The sequence below is a fragment of the Flavivirga aquimarina genome (assembly GCF_030540835.1).
GTDB classification, from domain to species: Bacteria; Bacteroidota; Bacteroidia; order Flavobacteriales; family Flavobacteriaceae; genus Flavivirga; species Flavivirga aquimarina.
In genome coordinates, this window is sequence record NZ_JAUOEK010000074.1 from 1 (window position 1) to 20,982 (window position 20,982).

The 20,982-nt window shown below is 31.8% G+C and carries 14 protein-coding genes; 9 read left to right on the forward strand and 5 right to left on the reverse strand.

The window, feature by feature from the left end; genetic code table 11:
* Nucleotides 1-195: 195 nt before the first annotated feature.
* The gene (locus Q4Q35_RS06845) at nt 196-5,103 is read right to left on the reverse strand and encodes a DUF8202 domain-containing protein (protein ID WP_303277212.1); all 4,908 of its coding nucleotides are present in this window, start codon (nt 5,101-5,103) and stop codon (nt 196-198) included.
* A 313-nt stretch (nt 5,104-5,416) separates the two neighbouring features.
* On the opposite strand from Q4Q35_RS06845, the gene Q4Q35_RS06850 reads away from it, so the two are divergent.
* Nucleotides 5,417-6,376 (forward strand): tetratricopeptide repeat protein, encoded by a 960-nt coding sequence (locus tag Q4Q35_RS06850; protein ID WP_303277213.1) that lies wholly within the window; start codon nt 5,417-5,419, stop codon nt 6,374-6,376.
* 4 nt (nt 6,377-6,380) lie between these two features.
* Here the strand turns inward: Q4Q35_RS06850 and rsmG are convergent, their stop codons facing one another.
* On the reverse strand, nt 6,381-7,013 hold the full coding sequence (gene rsmG, locus Q4Q35_RS06855) for a 16S rRNA (guanine(527)-N(7))-methyltransferase RsmG (protein ID WP_303277214.1): 633 nt from the start codon (nt 7,011-7,013) through the stop codon (nt 6,381-6,383).
* Between the two features lie 142 nt (nt 7,014-7,155).
* Here rsmG and Q4Q35_RS06860 point away from each other — a divergent pair, with 142 nt between their 5' ends.
* The 3 genes from Q4Q35_RS06860 to Q4Q35_RS06870 all read left to right on the forward strand — a co-directional run bounded on the left by Q4Q35_RS06860 (nt 7,156) and on the right by Q4Q35_RS06870 (nt 10,500).
* Nucleotides 7,156-8,250 carry a fatty acid desaturase family protein gene (locus Q4Q35_RS06860; protein WP_303277215.1) on the forward strand — a complete coding sequence of 365 codons (1,095 nt, stop codon included), beginning with the start codon at nt 7,156-7,158 and terminating at the stop codon, nt 8,248-8,250.
* Nucleotides 8,251-8,286: 36 nt separating this feature from the next.
* Nucleotides 8,287-9,471, forward strand: a complete 1,185-nt coding sequence (locus Q4Q35_RS06865) for a pyridoxal phosphate-dependent aminotransferase (RefSeq protein ID WP_303277216.1) — start codon at nt 8,287-8,289, stop codon at nt 9,469-9,471.
* Between the two features lie 372 nt (nt 9,472-9,843).
* Nucleotides 9,844-10,500 (forward strand): response regulator transcription factor, encoded by a 657-nt coding sequence (locus Q4Q35_RS06870; protein WP_303277217.1) that lies wholly within the window; start codon nt 9,844-9,846, stop codon nt 10,498-10,500.
* A 113-nt stretch (nt 10,501-10,613) separates the two neighbouring features.
* Here the strand turns inward: Q4Q35_RS06870 and Q4Q35_RS06875 are convergent, their stop codons facing one another.
* Both Q4Q35_RS06875 and trkA read right to left on the reverse strand, forming a co-directional pair.
* Nucleotides 10,614-12,107, reverse strand: coding sequence for a TrkH family potassium uptake protein (locus tag Q4Q35_RS06875; RefSeq protein WP_303277218.1), 1,494 nt, complete (start codon nt 12,105-12,107; stop codon nt 10,614-10,616).
* Between the two features lie 14 nt (nt 12,108-12,121).
* Complete coding sequence (gene trkA, locus Q4Q35_RS06880) at nt 12,122-13,471, reverse strand: Trk system potassium transporter TrkA (protein ID WP_303277219.1); 1,350 nt, start codon at nt 13,469-13,471, stop codon at nt 12,122-12,124.
* A 246-nt stretch (nt 13,472-13,717) separates the two neighbouring features.
* Here trkA and ubiE point away from each other — a divergent pair, with 246 nt between their 5' ends.
* The 3 genes from ubiE to Q4Q35_RS06895 all read left to right on the forward strand — a co-directional run bounded on the left by ubiE (nt 13,718) and on the right by Q4Q35_RS06895 (nt 15,894).
* Nucleotides 13,718-14,443, forward strand: coding sequence for a bifunctional demethylmenaquinone methyltransferase/2-methoxy-6-polyprenyl-1,4-benzoquinol methylase UbiE (gene ubiE, locus Q4Q35_RS06885; protein WP_303277220.1), 726 nt, complete (start codon nt 13,718-13,720; stop codon nt 14,441-14,443).
* A 4-nt stretch (nt 14,444-14,447) separates the two neighbouring features.
* Nucleotides 14,448-15,176: a type IX secretion/gliding motility protein PorT/SprT gene (gene porT / locus Q4Q35_RS06890; protein ID WP_303277221.1), complete on the forward strand. Its 729-nt coding sequence runs from the start codon at nt 14,448-14,450 to the stop codon at nt 15,174-15,176.
* Between the two features lie 151 nt (nt 15,177-15,327).
* Nucleotides 15,328-15,894, forward strand: a complete 567-nt coding sequence (locus tag Q4Q35_RS06895) for a hypothetical protein (protein WP_303277222.1) — start codon at nt 15,328-15,330, stop codon at nt 15,892-15,894.
* 69 nt (nt 15,895-15,963) lie between these two features.
* Here the strand turns inward: Q4Q35_RS06895 and Q4Q35_RS06900 are convergent, their stop codons facing one another.
* A complete protein-coding gene (locus Q4Q35_RS06900; RefSeq protein ID WP_303277223.1) occupies nt 15,964-16,683 on the reverse strand; it encodes a TrmH family RNA methyltransferase in 720 nt (239 codons plus the stop codon).
* Nucleotides 16,684-17,013: 330 nt separating this feature from the next.
* Here Q4Q35_RS06900 and tamL point away from each other — a divergent pair, with 330 nt between their 5' ends.
* Both tamL and fbaA read left to right on the forward strand, forming a co-directional pair.
* The gene (gene tamL, locus Q4Q35_RS06905; protein ID WP_303277224.1) at nt 17,014-19,494 is read left to right on the forward strand and encodes a translocation and assembly module lipoprotein TamL; all 2,481 of its coding nucleotides are present in this window, start codon (nt 17,014-17,016) and stop codon (nt 19,492-19,494) included.
* 230 nt (nt 19,495-19,724) lie between these two features.
* Nucleotides 19,725-20,792: a class II fructose-bisphosphate aldolase gene (gene fbaA, locus Q4Q35_RS06910; RefSeq protein WP_303277225.1), complete on the forward strand. Its 1,068-nt coding sequence runs from the start codon at nt 19,725-19,727 to the stop codon at nt 20,790-20,792.
* The last annotated feature ends 190 nt before the right edge of the window (nt 20,793-20,982 follow it).

Genomic DNA, 20,982 nt, shown 5'->3' on the forward strand with positions numbered 1-20,982 from the left:
TGTGTCATAACAATGTTTTTTGGCGTCATGCTGAACTCGTTTCAGCATCCCATAACAGCTATAAACATTGATGATTTATGATGAGAACCTGAAACAAGTTCAGGTTGACAGTGGGCTTTATGATTGATTACGGACATTCAATAAACCTTTTAAATGAAAATGAATAAAAAATAATCTAATTATAAAAACACACTACTAATCAAGAACAATTTTTTTGTTTACGATACCTTTTTCTGTACTAATCTTTATAACATAAACACTTTCACTTGTATTTATAGGTATAGAAACATCTTCCAAACTATTCAATGTTACAGTTTTAATGTTTTGACTTAGAATATTATATATGGAAACATCTACAATATTGACAACATTTTTATTAATGATATGTATTTCTGATGATTCTGAATCAAAGTAAGTAATCAGCTCATTAGGAACAATATCAACTTGATCTACCAATGGTACTATACTTAGTTTGGATTGAAAGACTAATTTAAACCTATCATCGTAACTACCGGCTTCTAAATACATTTTGAATGAAACCTCATCATTAATTGGATAAATATCATCCGTACTTGTATCTTTAATATACAATTTTAAATTTGAGTCTATATTTTCAAGAGCATCAATTTTTATACCTATAAAACCTGCTTCTTTAACAATTAATCCTAATGAAAACTCCTGAGTTTCATCAATATTATCAACACCTTGAATCACAAATTTACTATTATTAAATGTCCAGTACATATCCTCTTGGCTAACATCAACCATAAATGCATCATAACCTAAATCAAAATCATTTGAAGCATTTTTATTTTCACCTAAAACTATTTGTCTATGATATCCTAAAGGTGAATCGTACATTAAACGTATGGTTGGTTTATTACCTTGTTTACTATAACCAGCATCTCGGCTCTTTTTATCTTTAGAAGATTTTAAAAATAACGTTGTAACTCCATCTTCAGTTTCAAAAACCCGCTGACTATTTTTAAAAATAATATCACCTCCATCAACGGTTACTAAAGGATTTCCTTCTTCATCATTAAAACCGTCTAAAGCAGTAGATACAAAGAAGCCCTGATTTACAGGAATATTTTCTCCCGGTATTTTTGTTCCCGTAGTCAAATTATCATTAATTCTAGAATCATTTGAAATAGCAACTGCACCACCTGTTAAATTTCGAGTGGCATACCCTCCTACATACCCTTCTAAAACATGTGTGTTTTCTTCTCCAAAATGATCCCAAAAATACAAAGCACCATTAAATACGGTACCTGTGGCATTGTTACCACCAACTGCTGTACTCATATTATCTAATATAAATTCGGTGGCATCTATAGCAGATGGATATGGATTACCTATTAACCGTTCTACATCTCCCGAGCTTTTGTCGAGCTCTAGTGTTATATCCCCATTATTTGGCAGTCCTTGAAATACGTAATTTTGCTGCGTTGAAATTGTAACAGCTCCCGATGTTCCTTTCATGGTAAACCCTTCGCCCGGGAGTAATGATGATGCTTCATTAATAGATTCCCAAGCATAATAATCATCCTCCGGCCCATAGAATTTATATAACCAATATGAGCTAATGGTTCTTGCAGAACCTGGTGGCGGCGGTGTACCATCGCTAGCATATGCAGACGAATCAAAAGTAAGGTTTTGATAGAGCCCTGAGATAGTTCCATCATTTAAAACTCCAGAAATAGTATGATTTGCATTAGTTGACGAAACACCTGTGCCTCTTGTTACTGTATTACCTCCAATAGGCCCCACAGAAGATGACCAATAATTATAATTAAAGCCATTAGCTGTGCCTTGTTGATCTCGTTCTATGTAACCGCCACTATCTGCATCGATAATACTTCCTTCTGTTTGTATTAGTTGTGACTCCCCAACTAAATCTATAACACCATCTAATTCTAAGTAATGTGAAATTGTAAGCCCTTGTCCCGAATTTGTTTCATCTTGAGCATCGGTTGGATCTGCTATTGTTAGTGTTCCTGCGGTTTGCGTCAACCCTAAAAGCGAAATATCTCTATCTCCTGAAGTTATGTCATGAGATATTTCAACAATATTCCAATCTATACTAGTAGAACCATCCAAGCTTAACGAATTAGGTATCACTTGGTCTGTATTATTGCTCCAGGTTGCAGAAGTATCCCATGCACCATTAGCAGCAGAAATGTATGGTACAGGTATGGTTTGGTCATCTACTATGGTTTTATCTTTCATTAAATACTTTAAGCGTAAAAAATTCCTATCATCTGTTAAACCTTCTACTGTTGAGCCATAAAATGAATTAAAATCGTAATATGCTTTTAAATTGCTCCATGGTATTGTTGGCACTTCATTACTAGCCGCTGCTTGGGGAATTATTTTACCATCTACATAGTCTGTTCCACTTATATCAAATCGTTCTATTTCTTGGTTCATAAGATACCTAACCTGATCTTGAGTAAGTTCTTGATCCCAAACATAGACTTCATCGATTTCACCTAAAAACGGATTACTAATATTATTTTTATCTATATACAAAGCTCCTAGGGAAAACCTATTAAAGTTAGGTGTTGGGGCTTCTACATCATGTTCAGATTTATCTAATACGCCATCAATGTATAAAAATATAGTTCCGCTTTTATATACAAAAGTAATCTGGTGCCAATTCCCATCATTTAATGTCATTGTTGAAGTAAATCTGGGAGTCACATCATCATCTACCATAACCTCTACTTGGTCGGAACTATTTAATCTAAGTTGTAATTTAGATCCTTTAGCCATAATTGTTCTTGTATTTGCACTGGAAGCACTTTTTACCCATGCCGAAATTGTAAAGGCTTCAATATTTAAATTTAAAGCATACTCGCCTACTAAATAATCGCCAGAAGCTATACTCACTGAATGATTATCAGATAATTTAGAAACTTTACCAAATGTGAAATACTTTGTTCCATCAAAATCGTACCAGGTTTGTAGATTTGAACCCCCATCTGATTTTAAGGGTATAACGTCTATTATATCTCCGTTAGCAAAATTATCATCATCGGCAACTATTAAAGCATACTCTTCATCCGTTCCTAATGCAAAACTGCTAAATGCAGCAGATGGAATTGAAACAAAAACATTTTCTACATCGCTGGAAACCTCTGTAGATTCGATTATTTTCCATTGCCTTAAAATTCTAGTTAATGATGTAGTGATACCAGAAGCTATAGTAACTGTATTACTTCCTCCAGCTGTGTATGCTGCATTGTTACTCCCCCAAACTAAAAAATCGCCATCTTCATTAAACTCATTAGTATTGGCACTATTAGTTGTAAAAATGCCATTTAATCCAATAGTAATTTCGTTAGATAGGTTTAGTGTTTTTGATTGCTTTTGATTTAAGTCTGATATAGAATCTCTACCAATTCCGGCAACATGATAATTATACCCTGTATTTGCTGAAATGTCCCAAACCGACGTGTCGAATGAATTAATATAATCTTTTTGTGCTTCGGTTGCTGCTCCTAAAGTTATACCATATTTAATAGCTAAATACGATTCTATTTTTTGTCTATCTGTATCGGTTACCCGTTCTGCAAATGTGAAAATTTCTGCAATACGTCCGTTTAAACTTCCTTGGACATCAAAATTTCTACCAATCCAATATTCAGAACCTAATATCGGAGGGCCAGCAGATCCTACATTTGCAAAAGCAATATCATTAACCGAAGATGTTGTTAAAACTGTAGAATTATATAAAATTTCTTGTCCTGTAGGGGATGAAAATGCATCATTTCTAACATTTATTATTCCTGCATTCGCGTATGAAGAACTAATTTCTGCTTCTCCATTATAACTACCGCCTCCGGGAATATCTTGGTTATAGGATAAGGTTTCACTAGTGAATTCTGATGAATAATTACCAAAACCAATTCCTGTCATATCTCCAGCACTACCAGAAGATACGCCTGCAAAAATGGTATTTCCAGATGATGCGCTGGTCATGGTAGCATCAGGAATCATTACAATAAAAATATCTTGGCTATAAAAACCATTAGAAGTGTTATACATATACTGCTCTGTAGCCCCGCCATCATTTTCAAATTTAATAACCGGATTAAAATTGATATTATCTGTAGCTGTATCTAAATAAGTAGGCTCTTTTCCAGAAACAGTAGTAGCATCTTTACCATTTGAACCCAAATCTTGCCAATCGGTAATATTTGATCCAGATGTAACAATACCCCTAGTTGATTTTAACCATAACCTAAAGTCTGCAGTAATCCCACCGGGACCAGGAATATTAAAATCAAACATTTCTGCACTTACATCAAAAGTAAATGTTGTATTATCAGAATTGGAAATACTTATTGTCGATGTTAAAGTACCAGAACCTGCAACCGGTCCTGTAAATGTAACAGGCAAAATAACATAATCGCCAGGGTCAACACTTGCCGTAAAAAATGATGGTGTGGCACCATCTGATTGTACAACATATGGTGGTACTACAAAGTCACTGAGCGAGCTTGAAATGGCTGAAATATCTAAAGCACAACTTCCTGTATTTGAAATTATATAATTTCTACTTACCGAAGCACCTTCATCAATCACGCCGAAATAAGTACCATCTGTATCTGATGTTACTGTAGCTCCGTTAAAAATATCTGTCTGGGGGCTGCCTCCAAAAACCGAAATCACAGGAGATGAATTAACTTCTACAGTAAAAGTGAAATCTGGTTGGTTTTGAATTTCTATGGTTACTAAAGTACTGGTAGATGTACAAGCTCCACTAATATTTTCTATTTCAAAATCTTTATCATGGTCTCCATTACAATGTGCTGGTTTAATTTTATCTTTTGGATTATTGGGAGTTATATCAAAATCTGTAGTGTTTGAAATATCTACATCATCTATTTTTAATCTAGCACAATTACCCGTTTCTACATTTGTCATTCTAAAATCAAGGCTTGTACCAGCATTAATTGTTACTGTTGAACCGTCTGTAACAATAGCACCTCCTATTATTTCAACTTGTATAATTTGAGCATTACTAAAAAAACTAATTAACAAAAAGAAAACAAAGAGTCTAGCTCTAAACTGGTTAATGAGAGTATATTTTGTCATACAACGACTTCTTTAAGAGATTAAATTTTTATTGAGATAATAACAATTTGTAAATAATTACTGAACAATTATAGTAATAATAATCGTTATAATGACAAAAAAACCCGACAAAATGCATTAATCAATATAAAAATGTAATCTTTTTCTTCATGTGAGTTTTATTGGAAAGAAATGTATTACAAATAATTAACAATTAAAGTAAATAAATTCGAATATTGGCATAATAGATGATGCACTAACATAAAACATGAAAAAATATTGCTAACTTTATTTTTCAAAAAAGCTCAAAGCTATTATGGGTTTAATATCTAAAATGAAAAGAACTACTATTATTGTTTTATTAATGCTATGCCATTTTACAACTTATGGCCAAGCCAATAAATTTTTCAGACAAGCTGTTAGAGCAACCGATTTGAATCAAAAAATTGATCTTTATTCTAAAGTTATAGACTTGGAACCTAAAAACCTAGATGCTTATTTTTATCGTGCCTTAGCAAAAAATGATTTAGGGGATTATAACGGAGCTATTGTTGATTATTCTAAAATAATTGTGTTAAAGCCAGATGCGGATACTTACTATAATAGAGGGAATTCCAGATTTAGTTTAAAAGATTTAATGGGTGCAAAAAGTGATTATGCCAAAGCTTTTGAATTAGACTCTAATTTTATAGATGCTTTATATAGTTTAGCTTGTGTAAAATATGATTTAGAGGATTATAAGGGTGCTATTGAAGATTTTAGCCGTGTTATAGAAACTGTTCCAGATCAACCTAAAACATATTTATTAAGAGCTTCTGCATACAGAGCTATTGAGAGTTACAAAAAGGCTTTAAAGGATTATACATTAGCTGTTTTAATTGATCCAAACGCTAATACTTATTACAATCGGGGTGAATTCTTTATGACTATAAACTATTATCAAAACGCAAATAATGATTTTTCATCTTCTTTAAAATTTAATAGGAATAATGCGTTTGCTTACTTTTATAGAGGCGCTTCGAATTTACTTTTAGGTAAGTATAATAATGCTGTTTCCGATTTTTATTTGGCTTTAAAGTTCGATGCTACAGATTTTGATGCGCTTCTTGGCTTGGCATTAACCTATTACAAAATGGGAGACATCACTAATGCTAAATTGAATTTACAAAAGGCAAAATCAATAATATCGCCGGAAAAAGATGTAGAATCGGTTAATTTTTTCACCAATACCTACTGGTTTCAAAATCAGTATTTTTATTTTAATAATAATATAAAAGCACTACTAAAATTATAGATCTTTAATTACCTTTAAATTTTAGTGGTAGGTGTACTACTTTCTTCGTTTCAAAAAAATCTTCTGTATAAAAATCACTTAATTTATATATGGTTGCTGTTTTATAATCTTGAAGTTCTTCACTTAAATCACCTCCCTTTAAATATAAAATACCATTTTTAAGGTCATGTTTTTGCTGTTTTGCTATCTTCCCTTTTACCCAATACACAAAAGTTGGCATTGCCGCTACTGCACGGCTTACAATAAAATCGTAAGTATCTTTAATATCCTCTACTCGACTATGTGTCGTTTTTACATTAGTTAACCCTAAACCTGTCACAACCTCATCTACCACCTTTAATTTTTTAGCAATACTATCGACTAAATGAAAAGAACATTCGGGGAATAATATAGCCAAAGGAACTCCGGGAAATCCGCCACCTGTACCAACATCAAGAATTTTGCTTTCTGCTTTAAACTTTAAAACCTTTGCTATAGCTAAAGAATGCAATACGTGACGTAAATAAAGTTCGTCGATGTCTTTACGGGAAACCACATTGATTTTTAAATTCCAATCTTGGTAAAGAGCTTCTAACTTTTCAAACTTTGAAATCTGATCTTCGGTTAGTTCTGGGAAATATTTTAAAATAAGCTCCATGGGTGTTAAATTTTCAACAAAAATATACTTTTTGTATCCATATTTTTATAAAAAAACGTTATTACTTAAATTGGTTTATACTTATCTTTGTCCGGTTATATGACAATTGGATTTTTTCCATTTTGTTTTTAAAATTAATAGCATGAGTAAACAAGCACTAACTTTTTCAAGAAATGATTCTGCTAAGTTTTTTAAAACACTTAATAAACGTGTTAATGATTACTTTAAAGAAAACAATATAAAACGCACCGGAAACTGGAAATTATATACTAAAGCTGTAGTTATGTTCTCTTTGCTTATAGTACCAGTCATATTAATTTTTACAATAAACCTACCTACTTGGGCACAAATTATTTTAATGATGGTTGTAGGCGTTGGTATGGCAGGTGTTGGTATGAATGTTATGCACGATGCAAATCACGGTTCTTTTTCTAGTAAGAAATGGGTTAATAAATTGATGGGAAGCAGCATTTACATTTTAGCTGGAAATGATTATAACTGGAAAGTACAACATAACGTTTTGCATCATACTTACACCAATATACAAGGACATGATGAAGACATTGATGCGGGTAGAATTATTCGTTTTTCAAAGCATACCAAATGGCTTAAAATTCATAAATATCAAAAATATTATGCTTTCTTTTTATACGGTTTATTAACTGTAAACTGGGCTATTACAACAGATTTTAAGCAAACATTTGTATACTTAAAAAGGAAATTGTCTTATGGTAAATTCCCTAATCCAGCAACACAGTGGACTAAATTAATTATTGGTAAAATCTTATATTATGCTATTTGGGTTGTTTTACCATTAACTTTAGGCTTTACTTGGTGGCAGGTTTTAATAGGTTTTTTTATTATGCATTACACTGCCGGAATTATTCTAAGTATTATTTTTCAATTAGCACATGTTATGCCTAATACAGAAATGCCTTTACCCGATGAAGACGGTAATATAAAAAACACGTGGGCTATTCATCAATTATTCACAACATCAAATTTTTCACCTAAAAGTTGGCTGGTAGAGTTCTATACCGGTGGGTTAAATCGACAAGTTGAGCATCACTTATTTGCACAAATTAGCCATATTCATTATAACAAAATAGCTAAAATCGTTAAAAAAACGGCTAGAGAATTTAGCTTACCATATAACGAATATGAAACTATTTGGAAAGCTATTGCCGAGCATTATAACCAACTAAAGGTACTGGGGAAAAAACCTAGTTTAGCCTAAAATTTACATTTTCACTACGACAACATATATAAAGAAATGAACTTATTATCAGATAGAATTTTAAACATGGCTACGTCTGCTACTTTAGCTATGGCAGCAAAGGCAAGAGAGCTTAGAGGAGAAGGAAAAGATATTATCGGCTTAAGTCTTGGGGAACCGGATTTTAACACGCCCGATTTTATTAAAGATTCAGCTATTCAAGCTATAAACGACAACTACAATTCGTACACTCCTGTAGATGGTTATGTCGACTTAAAACAAGCAGTTATTACAAAATTTAAGCGTGATAACAATTTAACCTATACTTTACCACAAATTGTAGTTTCTACAGGTGCCAAGCAATGTTTGGCCAATATCGCTGCTGTGATGCTTAACAAAGGGGACGAAGTTCTTTTACCTTGTCCATATTGGGTAAGTTATTCAGACATTGTTAAATTGAATGATGGTATTCCGGTAGAAGTTAAAACGTCTATTGACACCGATTTTAAAATGACACCAGAACAACTTGAAGCGGCTATCACACCAAATACTAAAATGATGTGGTTTAGCTCTCCTTGTAATCCTAGTGGATCTTTATATAGCAAAGAAGAATTAAGAGCTTTAGCAGATGTATTGGTTAAATATCCAAACATATATGTGGTCTCTGATGAAATATACGAGCATATAAATTATGTAGGCGGACATACTAGTATGGCTGAATTTGATGATATGTATGATCGTACTATTACCGTAAATGGTGTATCTAAAGCATTTGCTATGACGGGATGGCGTATTGGTTTTATTGGAGCTCCGGAAAAAATAGCACGTGCTTGTAACAAAATGCAAGGACAAATTACTAGTGGTGCTAACTGTATTGCGCAACAGGCAGTAATTACAGCCCTTAATGCGGCTCCGACTAAAGTACAATACATGGTTGATGAGTTTAAAGTGCGTCGCGATTTAGTACTTGATTTATTAGGTGCTATTGAAGGATTCAATTCAAACACACCTGAAGGTGCTTTTTATGTTTTTCCAGACATTTCTTTTTACTTTGGAAAAACATTACGAGGCAAAACAATAAATAATGCTACAGATTTTTCTCTGTATTTATTAGAAGAAGCTCTAGTTGCTACTGTAACGGGTGATGCTTTTGGTAACCCCAATTGTATTCGTATTTCCTATGCAGCGTCTCAAGAACAAATTATTGAAGCTATTAAAAGAATAAAAGAAGCAGTAAGCTAAAATAGCTACTAATTTATAAATTTTAAAAAGCCACTAGTTAGTGGCTTTTTTTAATATGTAGTGTTTTTTATATAAATGTTACAATTTTCACAAATTAATATGCATAAAAAAGCTTAGATCAACTTATTTAAGAGTAGGTAATATATTACAGGTAAAATCCACTGATGAATCAGTGGATTTTATAATATTTTTGCTTAAATAATGGTTTTTCAATACAATAGCCCTAGTTGCCATTAAAAAGCAAAACACAAATGAATGATTTTTATTTGTTTACCCTTTGCGGTTTTTCCACAATTTTTTATCATATTAGTCTAGACTACAGAAAACTATGTATATTTTTGATATAAGAATACAAAATAAATAGCTCTAAGTATGAACATAAGCCGCTCCAATTTACTAATAATTGAGGATTCTTCGATTATAGCTAACGCCTACAAGAACATATTAAATGAGATAACCGATACTATTTTTAATATCTTTTTTGCAAAAAACTGTGATGAGGCTATACATAAAATTCGGCGAATTAAAACACAAGTAGTGCTTCTGGATCTACAGCTACCTATTTCAAAAAATGAGCGTTATATTTGTGGAGAAGATTTAGGTCTTTTAATAAGAAAAGAATCTCCAGATACAAAAATATTAGTTTTAACATCTGTTACTGATCAAGCCAGAATTCAAAACATTATTAATGAAATCCAACCTGAAGGATTTATGATTAAATCTGATATTGATGGCATTGATTTAAAAAATGCGCTTACTTCCACATTAATGGGAAAAAGGTATTATAGTAAAACTATTGAAGGCTATACCCGTAAAGCTTATGCTAATAGAGTCGCCATTGATGATTTAGACAGACGGATATTATATCATTTATCAATGGGTGAAAAAACTAAAGACTTATCAAATTTTATTCCACTGTCAACCAGAGCAATTGAAGTAAGAAAAACCAAATTAAAAAACTTATTGGATACTAAAAACAGCGGTAACTTCAATTTAGTGAAAGAAGCAAAAAAGCTAGGTTTTATTTAATTTCACATTTTATTTATTCATTACTTCACGTCATATTTTATTATAATGAATCTATAGTCTACGATCCATAAATGACATTGTATTACTTACATATTTTCGGTCAAAAATACCTCTTACCTATTACGCCAAAAGAAAGGAGTAAACAAAATAAGCACTGTAAAGAGCTCTAAACGACCTATAAGCATTAAAAAAGACGCCCACCATTGCGCTAAAGGAGGCAAAGTAGAATAATTATTTACAGGTCCAAAATCACCAAGTGCAGGTCCTACGTTTCCTAAACTGGAAGCAGCTAAACCTATTGCCGATTTAAAGTCTATTTCAAACATTGAGAATACTAAAGCACCAATAATAAAGGACAACATATAAAGAATAAAGAACCCTAGAATGTTAAATACAATACCTCCTGTAATAGCTTTTTTATTATAACGCACTGGTAAAATAGCACTTGGGTGCAAAGTACGTTTAAACTCTAAAAAACCATTTTTTATCAATACTAAATGGCGTACTACTTTTACCCCACCTGAAGTACTTCCCGCCGAGCCCCCTAAAAACATAAGACCAAAAAAGAAAACCATAAGAAATGGTGTCCACATAGTATAATCTGCAGTTACAAAACCAGTCGTTGTAATAATAGCCAATACCTGAAACAATGAGTGCCTAAAAGCACTTTCTGCTTCTCCCCAAACCATAGGGTGTGCAATAGAGGATGCAGATATATCTGCTCTAAAATAAATAATGACTGCCGCTATTATTGTAAAAATCATTATAAATTTAAAGTACAATTTAAACTCTTCATCATTAATTATTTTTTGAACCTTTCCTTTAAAAGCGAAATAGCTTAAAACAAAATTAGTTCCTGCCAAAAACATAAATAATATAATAATGTATTGAATAATAGGTTCGCTGTTCCAATGTGCTATACTGGCATTTTTAGTCGAAAACCCTCCGGTAGATAATGTACACAACGAATGGTTTATAGCATCAAAAAAAGACATCCCTGCGACACTTAACAATAAGGTTTCGGCTGCTGTATATCCAAAATAAATAAGCCACAAACGTTTTGCTGTATCTGTAATTCTGGGGTGTAATTTATCGGCGCTGGGCCCCGGAGCTTCGGCTGCAAAAAGCTGCATCCCTCCTATCCCTAATAATGGTAGTATTGCAATAGCTAAAACAATAATACCCATACCTCCTATCCAATGTGTTAAACTACGCCAAAATAGTACCCCTTTAGGTACTGCTTCAATATCATTTAAAATAGAAGCGCCTGTTGTAGTAAAACCAGACATGGTCTCAAAAAAAGCGTTTGTAAAACTTGGAATACTTCCGGTTAAAACATACGGTAACGTACCAGAAAGTGCCATAATAACCCAACCAGAAGAAACTACTATATAGCCTTCTCTCTTATTCATTTCTTTTTTATGGTGCCTGGTAAACACCATCGCTAAAAGACCTGCTATTAATGTAAAAAAGCCCGACAAGGATAATTGAAATGTTACGCCATCTTTGTAAAGTAAACTTACTAGAGCTGATAATAACATAAAACCACCGTTAAATAGTAACAGTAATCCTAAGAAATGAAAAATTATTTTATAATTTAACTTCATCTTGCCAATGCATCTTATCGAAATAATTTTTCAACACCTTTTATCGATTTAAGCAGACTGCAAACCACAACTCGATCGCCTTCTCGAATTTTAAAATCTCCTAGAGCAATAACCCCTAATCCATTTCTAATAACGCCTCCAATGATAGCAGATCTTGGAAAATCGATGTCTTTAATATATTTATTGCAAATAGCCGAAGTAGGTTTTACTTCAAACTCCAGTAACTCAGCATTCATATTGCTAAGTTTCGTCATGGCAACAACTTCCCCTTTTCTTATATATCTAAAAATATTATTTGCAGCTAATAACTTTTTATTTATTAATGTTTCAATACCGACAGAATGAGATAATTCGAAATAATCCATATTCTCAACCAAAGCAACCGTTTTTTTAACGCCTTTTGATTTTGCCACTAAGCAAGACATAATATTTGTTTCAGAATTACCTGCAACAGCAATAAAAGCATCCATGTCACTAATATTCTCTTCATCAAGTAAATCAACATTTCGTCCATCACTATGAATCACTAAAACATTTGGTAAATCATCTGCAATTTCAAATGCACGCTCTTTATCTTCTTCAAAAAGTTTTACATTAAACCCTTTATCACTTAAATCTCTTGCCGACTTATAACCTATTTGGCTTCCTCCTAAAATCATCACATTCTTTACCTCCTTGTTTAATTTTCCCGTAAGCCTACAAAGTTCTTCACCACCTCCTTCAGAAGTAACAAACACCACATTATCACCTCTTTTAAATTCGGTACTGCCTCTTGGAATGATTGTATATTGCGTTCCAAAACGTTGAATTGCTATAGGTACAAAATGTAATTCCGGAAATATTTTTGCAGCTTCTTTAACAGTCTTACCAACAAATGAAGCTGATCTCGATAATGTTAGGCCAACCATAGTAAGCGCACCACCTTCAAACTCATAAGTATCATTAAAAGATGTCTGCTTTAAAGATAATTTAATCTCGGCCGCAGCTAATGCTTCTGGAGAAATCAATTCGTCAATACCAAATTTAGTAAAGCCTACCTCATCTTTATAGTTTATAAATTCAGTATTAGAAATTCTGGCTATAGTGCGTTTTGCCCCTAATTGTTTCGCTAAAACACATACTGTAATATTAGTTGTTTCTATGGCTGTAACAGCAATAAACAGGTCGCAATTATTTACCCGAGCTTCTTTTAAAATGGAGATTGAAGTGGTATCTCCTTTAATAACTTTGATATCTAAATGAGCATCTGCATAAGACAAACTCTCTTTATCTATATCTATTAATGTTATTTCTTGAGACTCGTAAGACAATAACTTTGCTAAATGAAACCCAACTTCACCAGCTCCAGCAATGATTATTTTCATTATTTGATTATCATAAAAGTGGAACAAATATACTATAAAATACACATTGCTACATGAGATATTTAGTATAAATGAGTTCTATATAATATTTATTATTTCTAATTAATGCTTTTTTAAGTTTATATTTTTTCCTGATAATATTTATTTCTATAATTTCAACTTGTATAACCTACATAATTTATTTTGCCTTAAGTTAGTATATTAAAGTAAAAATAAATTATGTAGGTTTGTCAAAAAATTACAAGTTTGTCAAAAATTAAACCCTACAAAAACAGTGATTTAGGCAAAAAAGAGCAAGTCACTAAAATGTTTGATACCATTTCTGGAGATTACGACGATTTAAACCGTGTTATTTCTTTTGGAATAGATATTAAATGGCGAAAAAAAGTAGTGAAGATTGTTAAAGAAAATAATCCTAAAACTATTTTAGATATTGCTACAGGTACTGGAGATTTAGCCATTAATTTAGCTGAAACCAATGCTTCTAAAATTATTGGTTTAGATATAAGCAGCGGTATGCTGGAAATTGGTAAAGAAAAAATTAAGAAGAAATCTTTAGAGTCTAAAATTGATATGGTTTTAGGTGACAGCGAGCAAATACCTTTTGAAGACAATTCTTTTGATGCTATCACTGTTGCTTTTGGTATAAGAAATTTTGAAACTTTAGAGAATGGATTAAAAGAAATATTTAGAGTATTAAAACCAAATGGTTCTTTTGTAATACTGGAAACTTCTATTCCTTCAAAAACACCCTATAAACAAGGCTATAAGTTTTATACAAAAAACATTTTGCCACTTATAGGAAAACTATTCTCAAAAGATAAAAGTGCTTATAAATATTTGTGTGAATCTGCCTCTGTTTTTCCATATGGGGAAACTTTAAACAATATTTTGCGAAAAATTGGGTTTATTAATGTTGAAGATTTTCCGCAAACCTTTGGTGTTGCAACAATTTACAAATCATCTAAGTAATAATATGAAGCAGTTTTTTGCACTAATATCTTTTTTACTAATAATCCAAACATCTAATGCTCAACTTTTTAGAAAAGAAAAAGTGACTTATGATGCAAACCAAGGAAGAGGCTCAACAGATAATAATTTATTACGCTGGGGTTACTTCTTAGGGATTAACAGTTATGACTTTAATTTTGATTATAATGAAGACTTGCGCGATATTTATGTAAAGAAGAGTCCCGGTTTTAGTGTTGGTTTAATTGGTAATTTACGTGTTAATAGTTTTATTGATCTTCGTTTTGAACCCGGTTTACTAATTACAACAAGAGAGTTATATTATAGCCAAACATATTTTACTGGCACCGATTTTAATAGTTCTGATTTAATTAGGGAAGTTAAATCAACGTATGTGCATTTACCTTTGTTGGTAAAAATATCTACCAAACGTATCAATAATTTTAAACCATTTATTGTAGGTGGTTTTTCTACCGCTTTAAACTTGTCTAGTAATCAAGATAATCCAGAAGATAATAGTAATGGTCAATTTAGAACTAAAAAAAGTCCATTGTTTTATGAACTTGGTTTTGGTATCGATTTATATTTATACAATTTTAAATTCACGCCTTCTATACGCGGACTTTTTGGAATAGGAGACGAATTAGTTAGAGACAAAGACCCTAATAGCCCCTGGACCAGTAATATTACTAGTATGCAAACCAGAGGTTTGTTTGTTAATTTTACGTTTCAGTAAGCAGTGGTCAGTGGTCAGTGGTCAGTGAATAACCTTAATTTGCAGTTAGCAAACTAAACTTGTTTGTAATTTTATGTGTTTTCTAAAAAACATACTGTAACTAAGTTTTCTTAATAGCTTTAGATAAACTTCAATCAACTATAAACACTTAATGAAAATTCCTGATTTCTTGTACCATTATTATGAAATTGAACAAGGTCCATTTCTAAATATTACTCAAAATAAATTTGAAGAAGCAATAAAAGTTCAAAACAATATATCAGTCGGTTTTAATAGTAAAAGACCCCCTAATTATATCGAATTACGATTTGCTTTAGAAAAAAGATTGAAAGAAGCCTTTATAGCTAAAGGAGGTAAACCAAATAGAAATGACCCATTTTATTTTACCTTAGGCGAATGTGAATGGATGAAATCTTGCTATGAAAACCCAGGTGTTATAAAAATTCCTTTGGCAGATATAAAACCAGAGCATATAAGTTTCACATACCCCGATAGCATGGTGTCATTTCAATTTTACGATGAACCTAAACTTGCAAAATATAGCAAAGCATGTAACGGACAAGTGTACTTACTAAACGAATTGCAAGAACTCTTAAACAAGTATGGGATTCCTTCAGAAGAAAAATGGCTTTCTCATGAAAACTTAAAATATGACAGATATATCGAAGTACAAGTCTGGGACGATTCTATAATTAATACATATCAAGACAAAACTTAATACTTATAATATTAGTCATACCGAACACTGAATACTGAACACCGAACACTGAATACTGAATACTAAATACTAAAACCTCCTAAACTCACTCAACAAAATAGCTGTCGCTGTCGCTACATTTAAACTTTCTGTAGCTTGTAAATCACCAAATCTAGGAATAGAGATTTTTTCATTTATAAGTGCTTCAATGTCTTTCGAAACGCCATGAGCTTCATTACCCATTACTAAAACACCTTTTTCTGGTAATTGCGTAGCATAAACCGTTTCTCCTTCCATAAAAGCCCCATAGATTGGTAAACTTGTTTCTTTTAAAAACAGATTTAAATCTATATAATTAATATTTACTCTGGTAATAGAGCCCATAGTTGCTTGTATCACTTTTGGATTAAAACAATCTACTGTTTCTTTACTACACACCAAATCTTTAACACCAAACCAATCGCAAAGCCTAATAATTGTCCCTAAATTACCGGGATCTCGAATATCATCAAGTGCCACAATTAATTTAGTTTCATCAATCGGTTTTACCTGCGGTATTTTAAATATTGCTAAAGCTTTATTTGGTGTGGTTAAAAAACTAATGCGTTTTAATTCTGTCTCGGTAATTAAAATTTCATCTTTGGCATCAATATTGAAAGATTCTGTCGTATATAAGGCATGGAGCATTAATTTAGATTGTAATAGTTCTTTTATTGTTTTTACACCTTCAACAACAAAAAAGCCATGTTGTAATCTATTCTTTTTTTGCTTTAAACTTGTTATTAATTTTATATGGCTTTTAGAGAGCATGTAATCTAAATTAACGTGATATTTATTTTATAAAGAAATGAAAAATACAATTGTCTCAGACTAAAAATATTTAAATATTTTTTAGCGGAAATATTAAAGGCTTGATTAATTCAAAAATACATCTAATATGGATGCTACATACATACGTTAAGTATAGAAGAAAATATAACCTTTAAAAAAATAAAAAAAAACACATGAAAAAATGTACTTTTGAGCCGGTAACAGACAACATTTCTTTTAATTAAAGTCAACTCGTAAAACTTATAACTTAAATTAAGCAAATTTCATTTGAAAAAACAGCTTTCAAAAATATTAATTTTCGTGCTATTAATGGGGTATTTTTTATCCTGCGATAGCGTAAGAAGAGTTAATGATAATGAACACTTGCTTACCAACACATCTGTTTATGTAAATGACAAAAAAAATAGCACCGAAACTATAAGTAATTTACTATATCAAAAACCTAACAAAAAAATAGCAGGTATCCCCTTGCGTTTACATATTTACAATTTAGCCCGTAATAATAGAGATTCGTTATTTGAAGAGTGGTTAAATAAAAACCCTAAGCGCAGAGCTCGGTTAACCAAAAAATTATCAAAAAAACAATTAGACCGACTTAAAAGCTCTTCTATCGGGTTTAATAACTGGCTTCGTAAAACAGGAGAACCACCGATAATTGTAAGCGAAGAAAAAACAAAAAAATCTGTAAAACGCCTTCAAGATTACTATATTAATAATGGTTGGTTTAATGTAAAAACTACTTATGATATAAAAAAAGAAGAGGACAAACGCGCAAGTACTGAATATCAGGTTAAAACGGGAGCTCCTTTTATCATTGATTCTATTTCAGAAAAAGTAAAATCACCCGTAGTAGATTCATTATATCAATACATTAAAAGGGATGCTTTAATAAAATCGAACGAGCAATATAAAACCAATAATTTTGAACAAGAACGTGATAGAATTTCCAGCGAATTACGTAACTCCGGTGTGTATCATTTTGAACAAAATTATATCACTTTTGAAATAGATACAGTTGGTACTAATAAGAAAGTAAATGTTGGAATTCAAATTCAAGACAGAGCTATTAGAACCCAAGATTCTATTAGGCATGAGCCTTTTAAAATATTCAAAATTAAAGATGTTAATATCATTACAGATTACACCTTTGAAAATAGAGGAAAACCATTTCAAGATTCAATAACCTATAATGGCTACAAACTCTACAGCTATAATAAAATGCGTTACAGACCGGAAGCACTTACAGATGCTGTATTTATAACGCCTGGTTCCATTTTTAGAGATATAGACAGAACGCGAACTTATAGGCATATAAATGAATTACGTACCTTTAAATATCCTAACATAGAATATATTGAGAGGGCTAACAACACTTTAACAGATACCATTAGATTAACACCTCTAAAAAAGTTTAGCTTAGGATTTAGTACTGATGTATCGCAAAGTAATATTCAAACCGTTGGATTTTCGTTAAATCCGAGCTTATTAATTAGAAATATTTTTAGAGGTGCAGAAACCTTTGAATTTTCTGTAATTGGTTCTATTGGTTCATCTGAAGATAAAAAAATAGGCGATCCTTTTTTTGATATTAATGAAATTGGTATAGATTTAAAACTAACAATCCCTAGGTTATTTTCACCTTTTAATACAGAAAGCATTATCCCTAAATACATGTCGCCTTCTACACGAATTAGTTTATCTTCTACTGCCCAAACTAACATCGGACTAGACAAACAAACCTTTAGCGGTGCTTTTAATTACAACTGGTATCCAAATGAAAAAGTAAGCAACAAGTTAGATTTATTTAATGTGCAATACGTTAGAAACCTTAATATAAATAACTATTTTGGTGTCTATCAAAATTCATATAACTCTTTGAATGAAATTGCGCAGGACGTTAATTATATTGACTCAGAAAGTGTTTTAAGTTTCCCTGATGAAACAGATGCTTTTTTAGCTTATGCTTTAGATACGGTAACTCCTAGCGAGATTTCAGATAGTCAATTAGCAGTAATAAATAGCATAGACGAACGTAAAGAGCGATTAACAGAAAACAACTTAATTCTTTCTTCCAGTTTTAGTTTTACCAACGACGAACGTACTAATCTATTTGATGATGACTTTTCAATTTTTCGTTTTAAATTAGAACTAGCAGGGAATATACTTGCAAATGCATCAAAAATATTTGGTTTAAAAAAAAATGAGGATGATCGATATGAACTTTTTAATGTCGCATATTCTCAATATGTAAAAACCGAATTCGAATATACCAAACACTGGGATTTAGGAAAAAAGAATGTATTTGCCATGAGAAGCTTCTTAGGTATCGCTATTCCTTATGGAAACTCTACGAGTATTCCTTTCTCAAAAAGTTTCTTCGCTGGTGGTCCTAACGACAATCGTGCTTGGGCCGCTTATAGCTTAGGCCCTGGGAGTTCCGAAACTATCAATGAATTTAATGAAGCTAACCTTAAAATAGCTTTAAACATTGAACAGCGTTTTAATATATTCGAAAATCTAAACGGTGCTATCTTTGTTGATACCGGGAATATTTGGAATGTATTAGACAATATAGAAGATGAAAACGCTACATTTTCGGGTTTTAATTCGCTAGAAGATATTGCTATTGGTTCTGGTTTTGGTCTGCGTTACGATTTTAGCTTTTTTGTATTTCGTTTCGATATAGGCTTTAAAACTTACGATCCTTTTTACAGAAATGAAAACCGATGGTTTAATGATTATAACTTCTCCAATGCCAGCTATAATATAGGTATAAACTACCCATTTTGATGCTTATTTTTTATATTTTATAATATTATTCTTACTTTTGTACTCGATTTTAATTTACCTTAATACTAAGTTAAAAGGAACAACATAGGCTTTATGAGAAATCTAATCTTAAATTAGAAAACTATAACGTTTTAGTGCTTTTTTAATGTTTTCAAGTCATTAAATCAGATTCATTTATTTAAAAATTGATTACTTTTGGCTTCGATAAATTACTAATTAAATTATTTAAAATGGGACACAATATTAAACCAGGAGTTGCTACAGGTCATGAAGTTCAAGCAATTTTTAAACTTGCAAAAGAAAAAGGATTTGCTTTACCAGCTGTTAACGTAATAGGTTCGGACACAATTAATGGTGTATTAGAAACTGCAGCAGCTTTAAATGCTCCCGTAATTATACAATTTTCTAATGGTGGCGCTCAGTTTAATGCTGGAAAAGGCTTAAGTAACGATGGTCAAAAATCAGCTATAGCAGGTGCAATTGCTGGTGCAAAACATGTACATACGATGTCTGAAGCATACGGTGTTCCAGTTATTTTACATACAGACCACTGTGCAAAAAAACTATTGCCTTGGATTGATGGTTTATTAGATGCTAGTGAAAAACATTACGCAGAAACTGGAAAATCACTTTTTAGTTCACATATGATTGACCTTTCTGAAGAACCAATTGAAGAAAATATTGAAATATGTAAAACCTATTTAGAGCGTATGAGCAAAATGGGTATGACATTAGAAATAGAGCTAGGAATTACAGGTGGTGAAGAAGATGGTGTAGATAATAGTGATGTAGATGATTCTAAATTATATACACAACCAGAAGAAGTAGCTTATGCTTATGAAGAGTTAAGTAAAGTTAGCGATCAATTTACTATTGCAGCTGCTTTTGGTAATGTACACGGTGTTTACAAACCAGGAAATGTAAAATTAACTCCAAAAATCTTAAAAAATTCTCAAGAATATGTTACTGAGAAATATGGTGTAGAAGAAAATCATATTGATTTTGTTTTCCATGGTGGTTCTGGTTCTACAGTTGAAGAAATTCGTGAAGGTATCAGCTACGGTGTTATAAAAATGAATATCGATACCGATTTACAATATGCTTTTATGACTGGTATTCGTGATTATATGGGAGATAAATCTGAATATCTAAAAGCTCAGATAGGAAATCCTGACGGAGAAGATGTTCCAAATAAAAAATTCTATGACCCACGCGTATGGTTACGTGCTGGTGAAGTTACTTTTGTTGAACGTCTAAAAAAGGCGTTTGAAGACTTAAATAATATAAACACATTATAATTATAAGTAAATTTACTTCAGATAAATATATTAAAGGCTCTGTATAAAGGAGGCCACTGAAAAAGTCTATTAAGACTTAAATAGTAATGAAAAGGAGTAGAAATCGAAGATTTTCTACTCCTTTTTTTGTATCTTAAAAGAGTAAAAATATTCTTTTACCTATGCTAGATCAACAACAAAAAGTTCAATT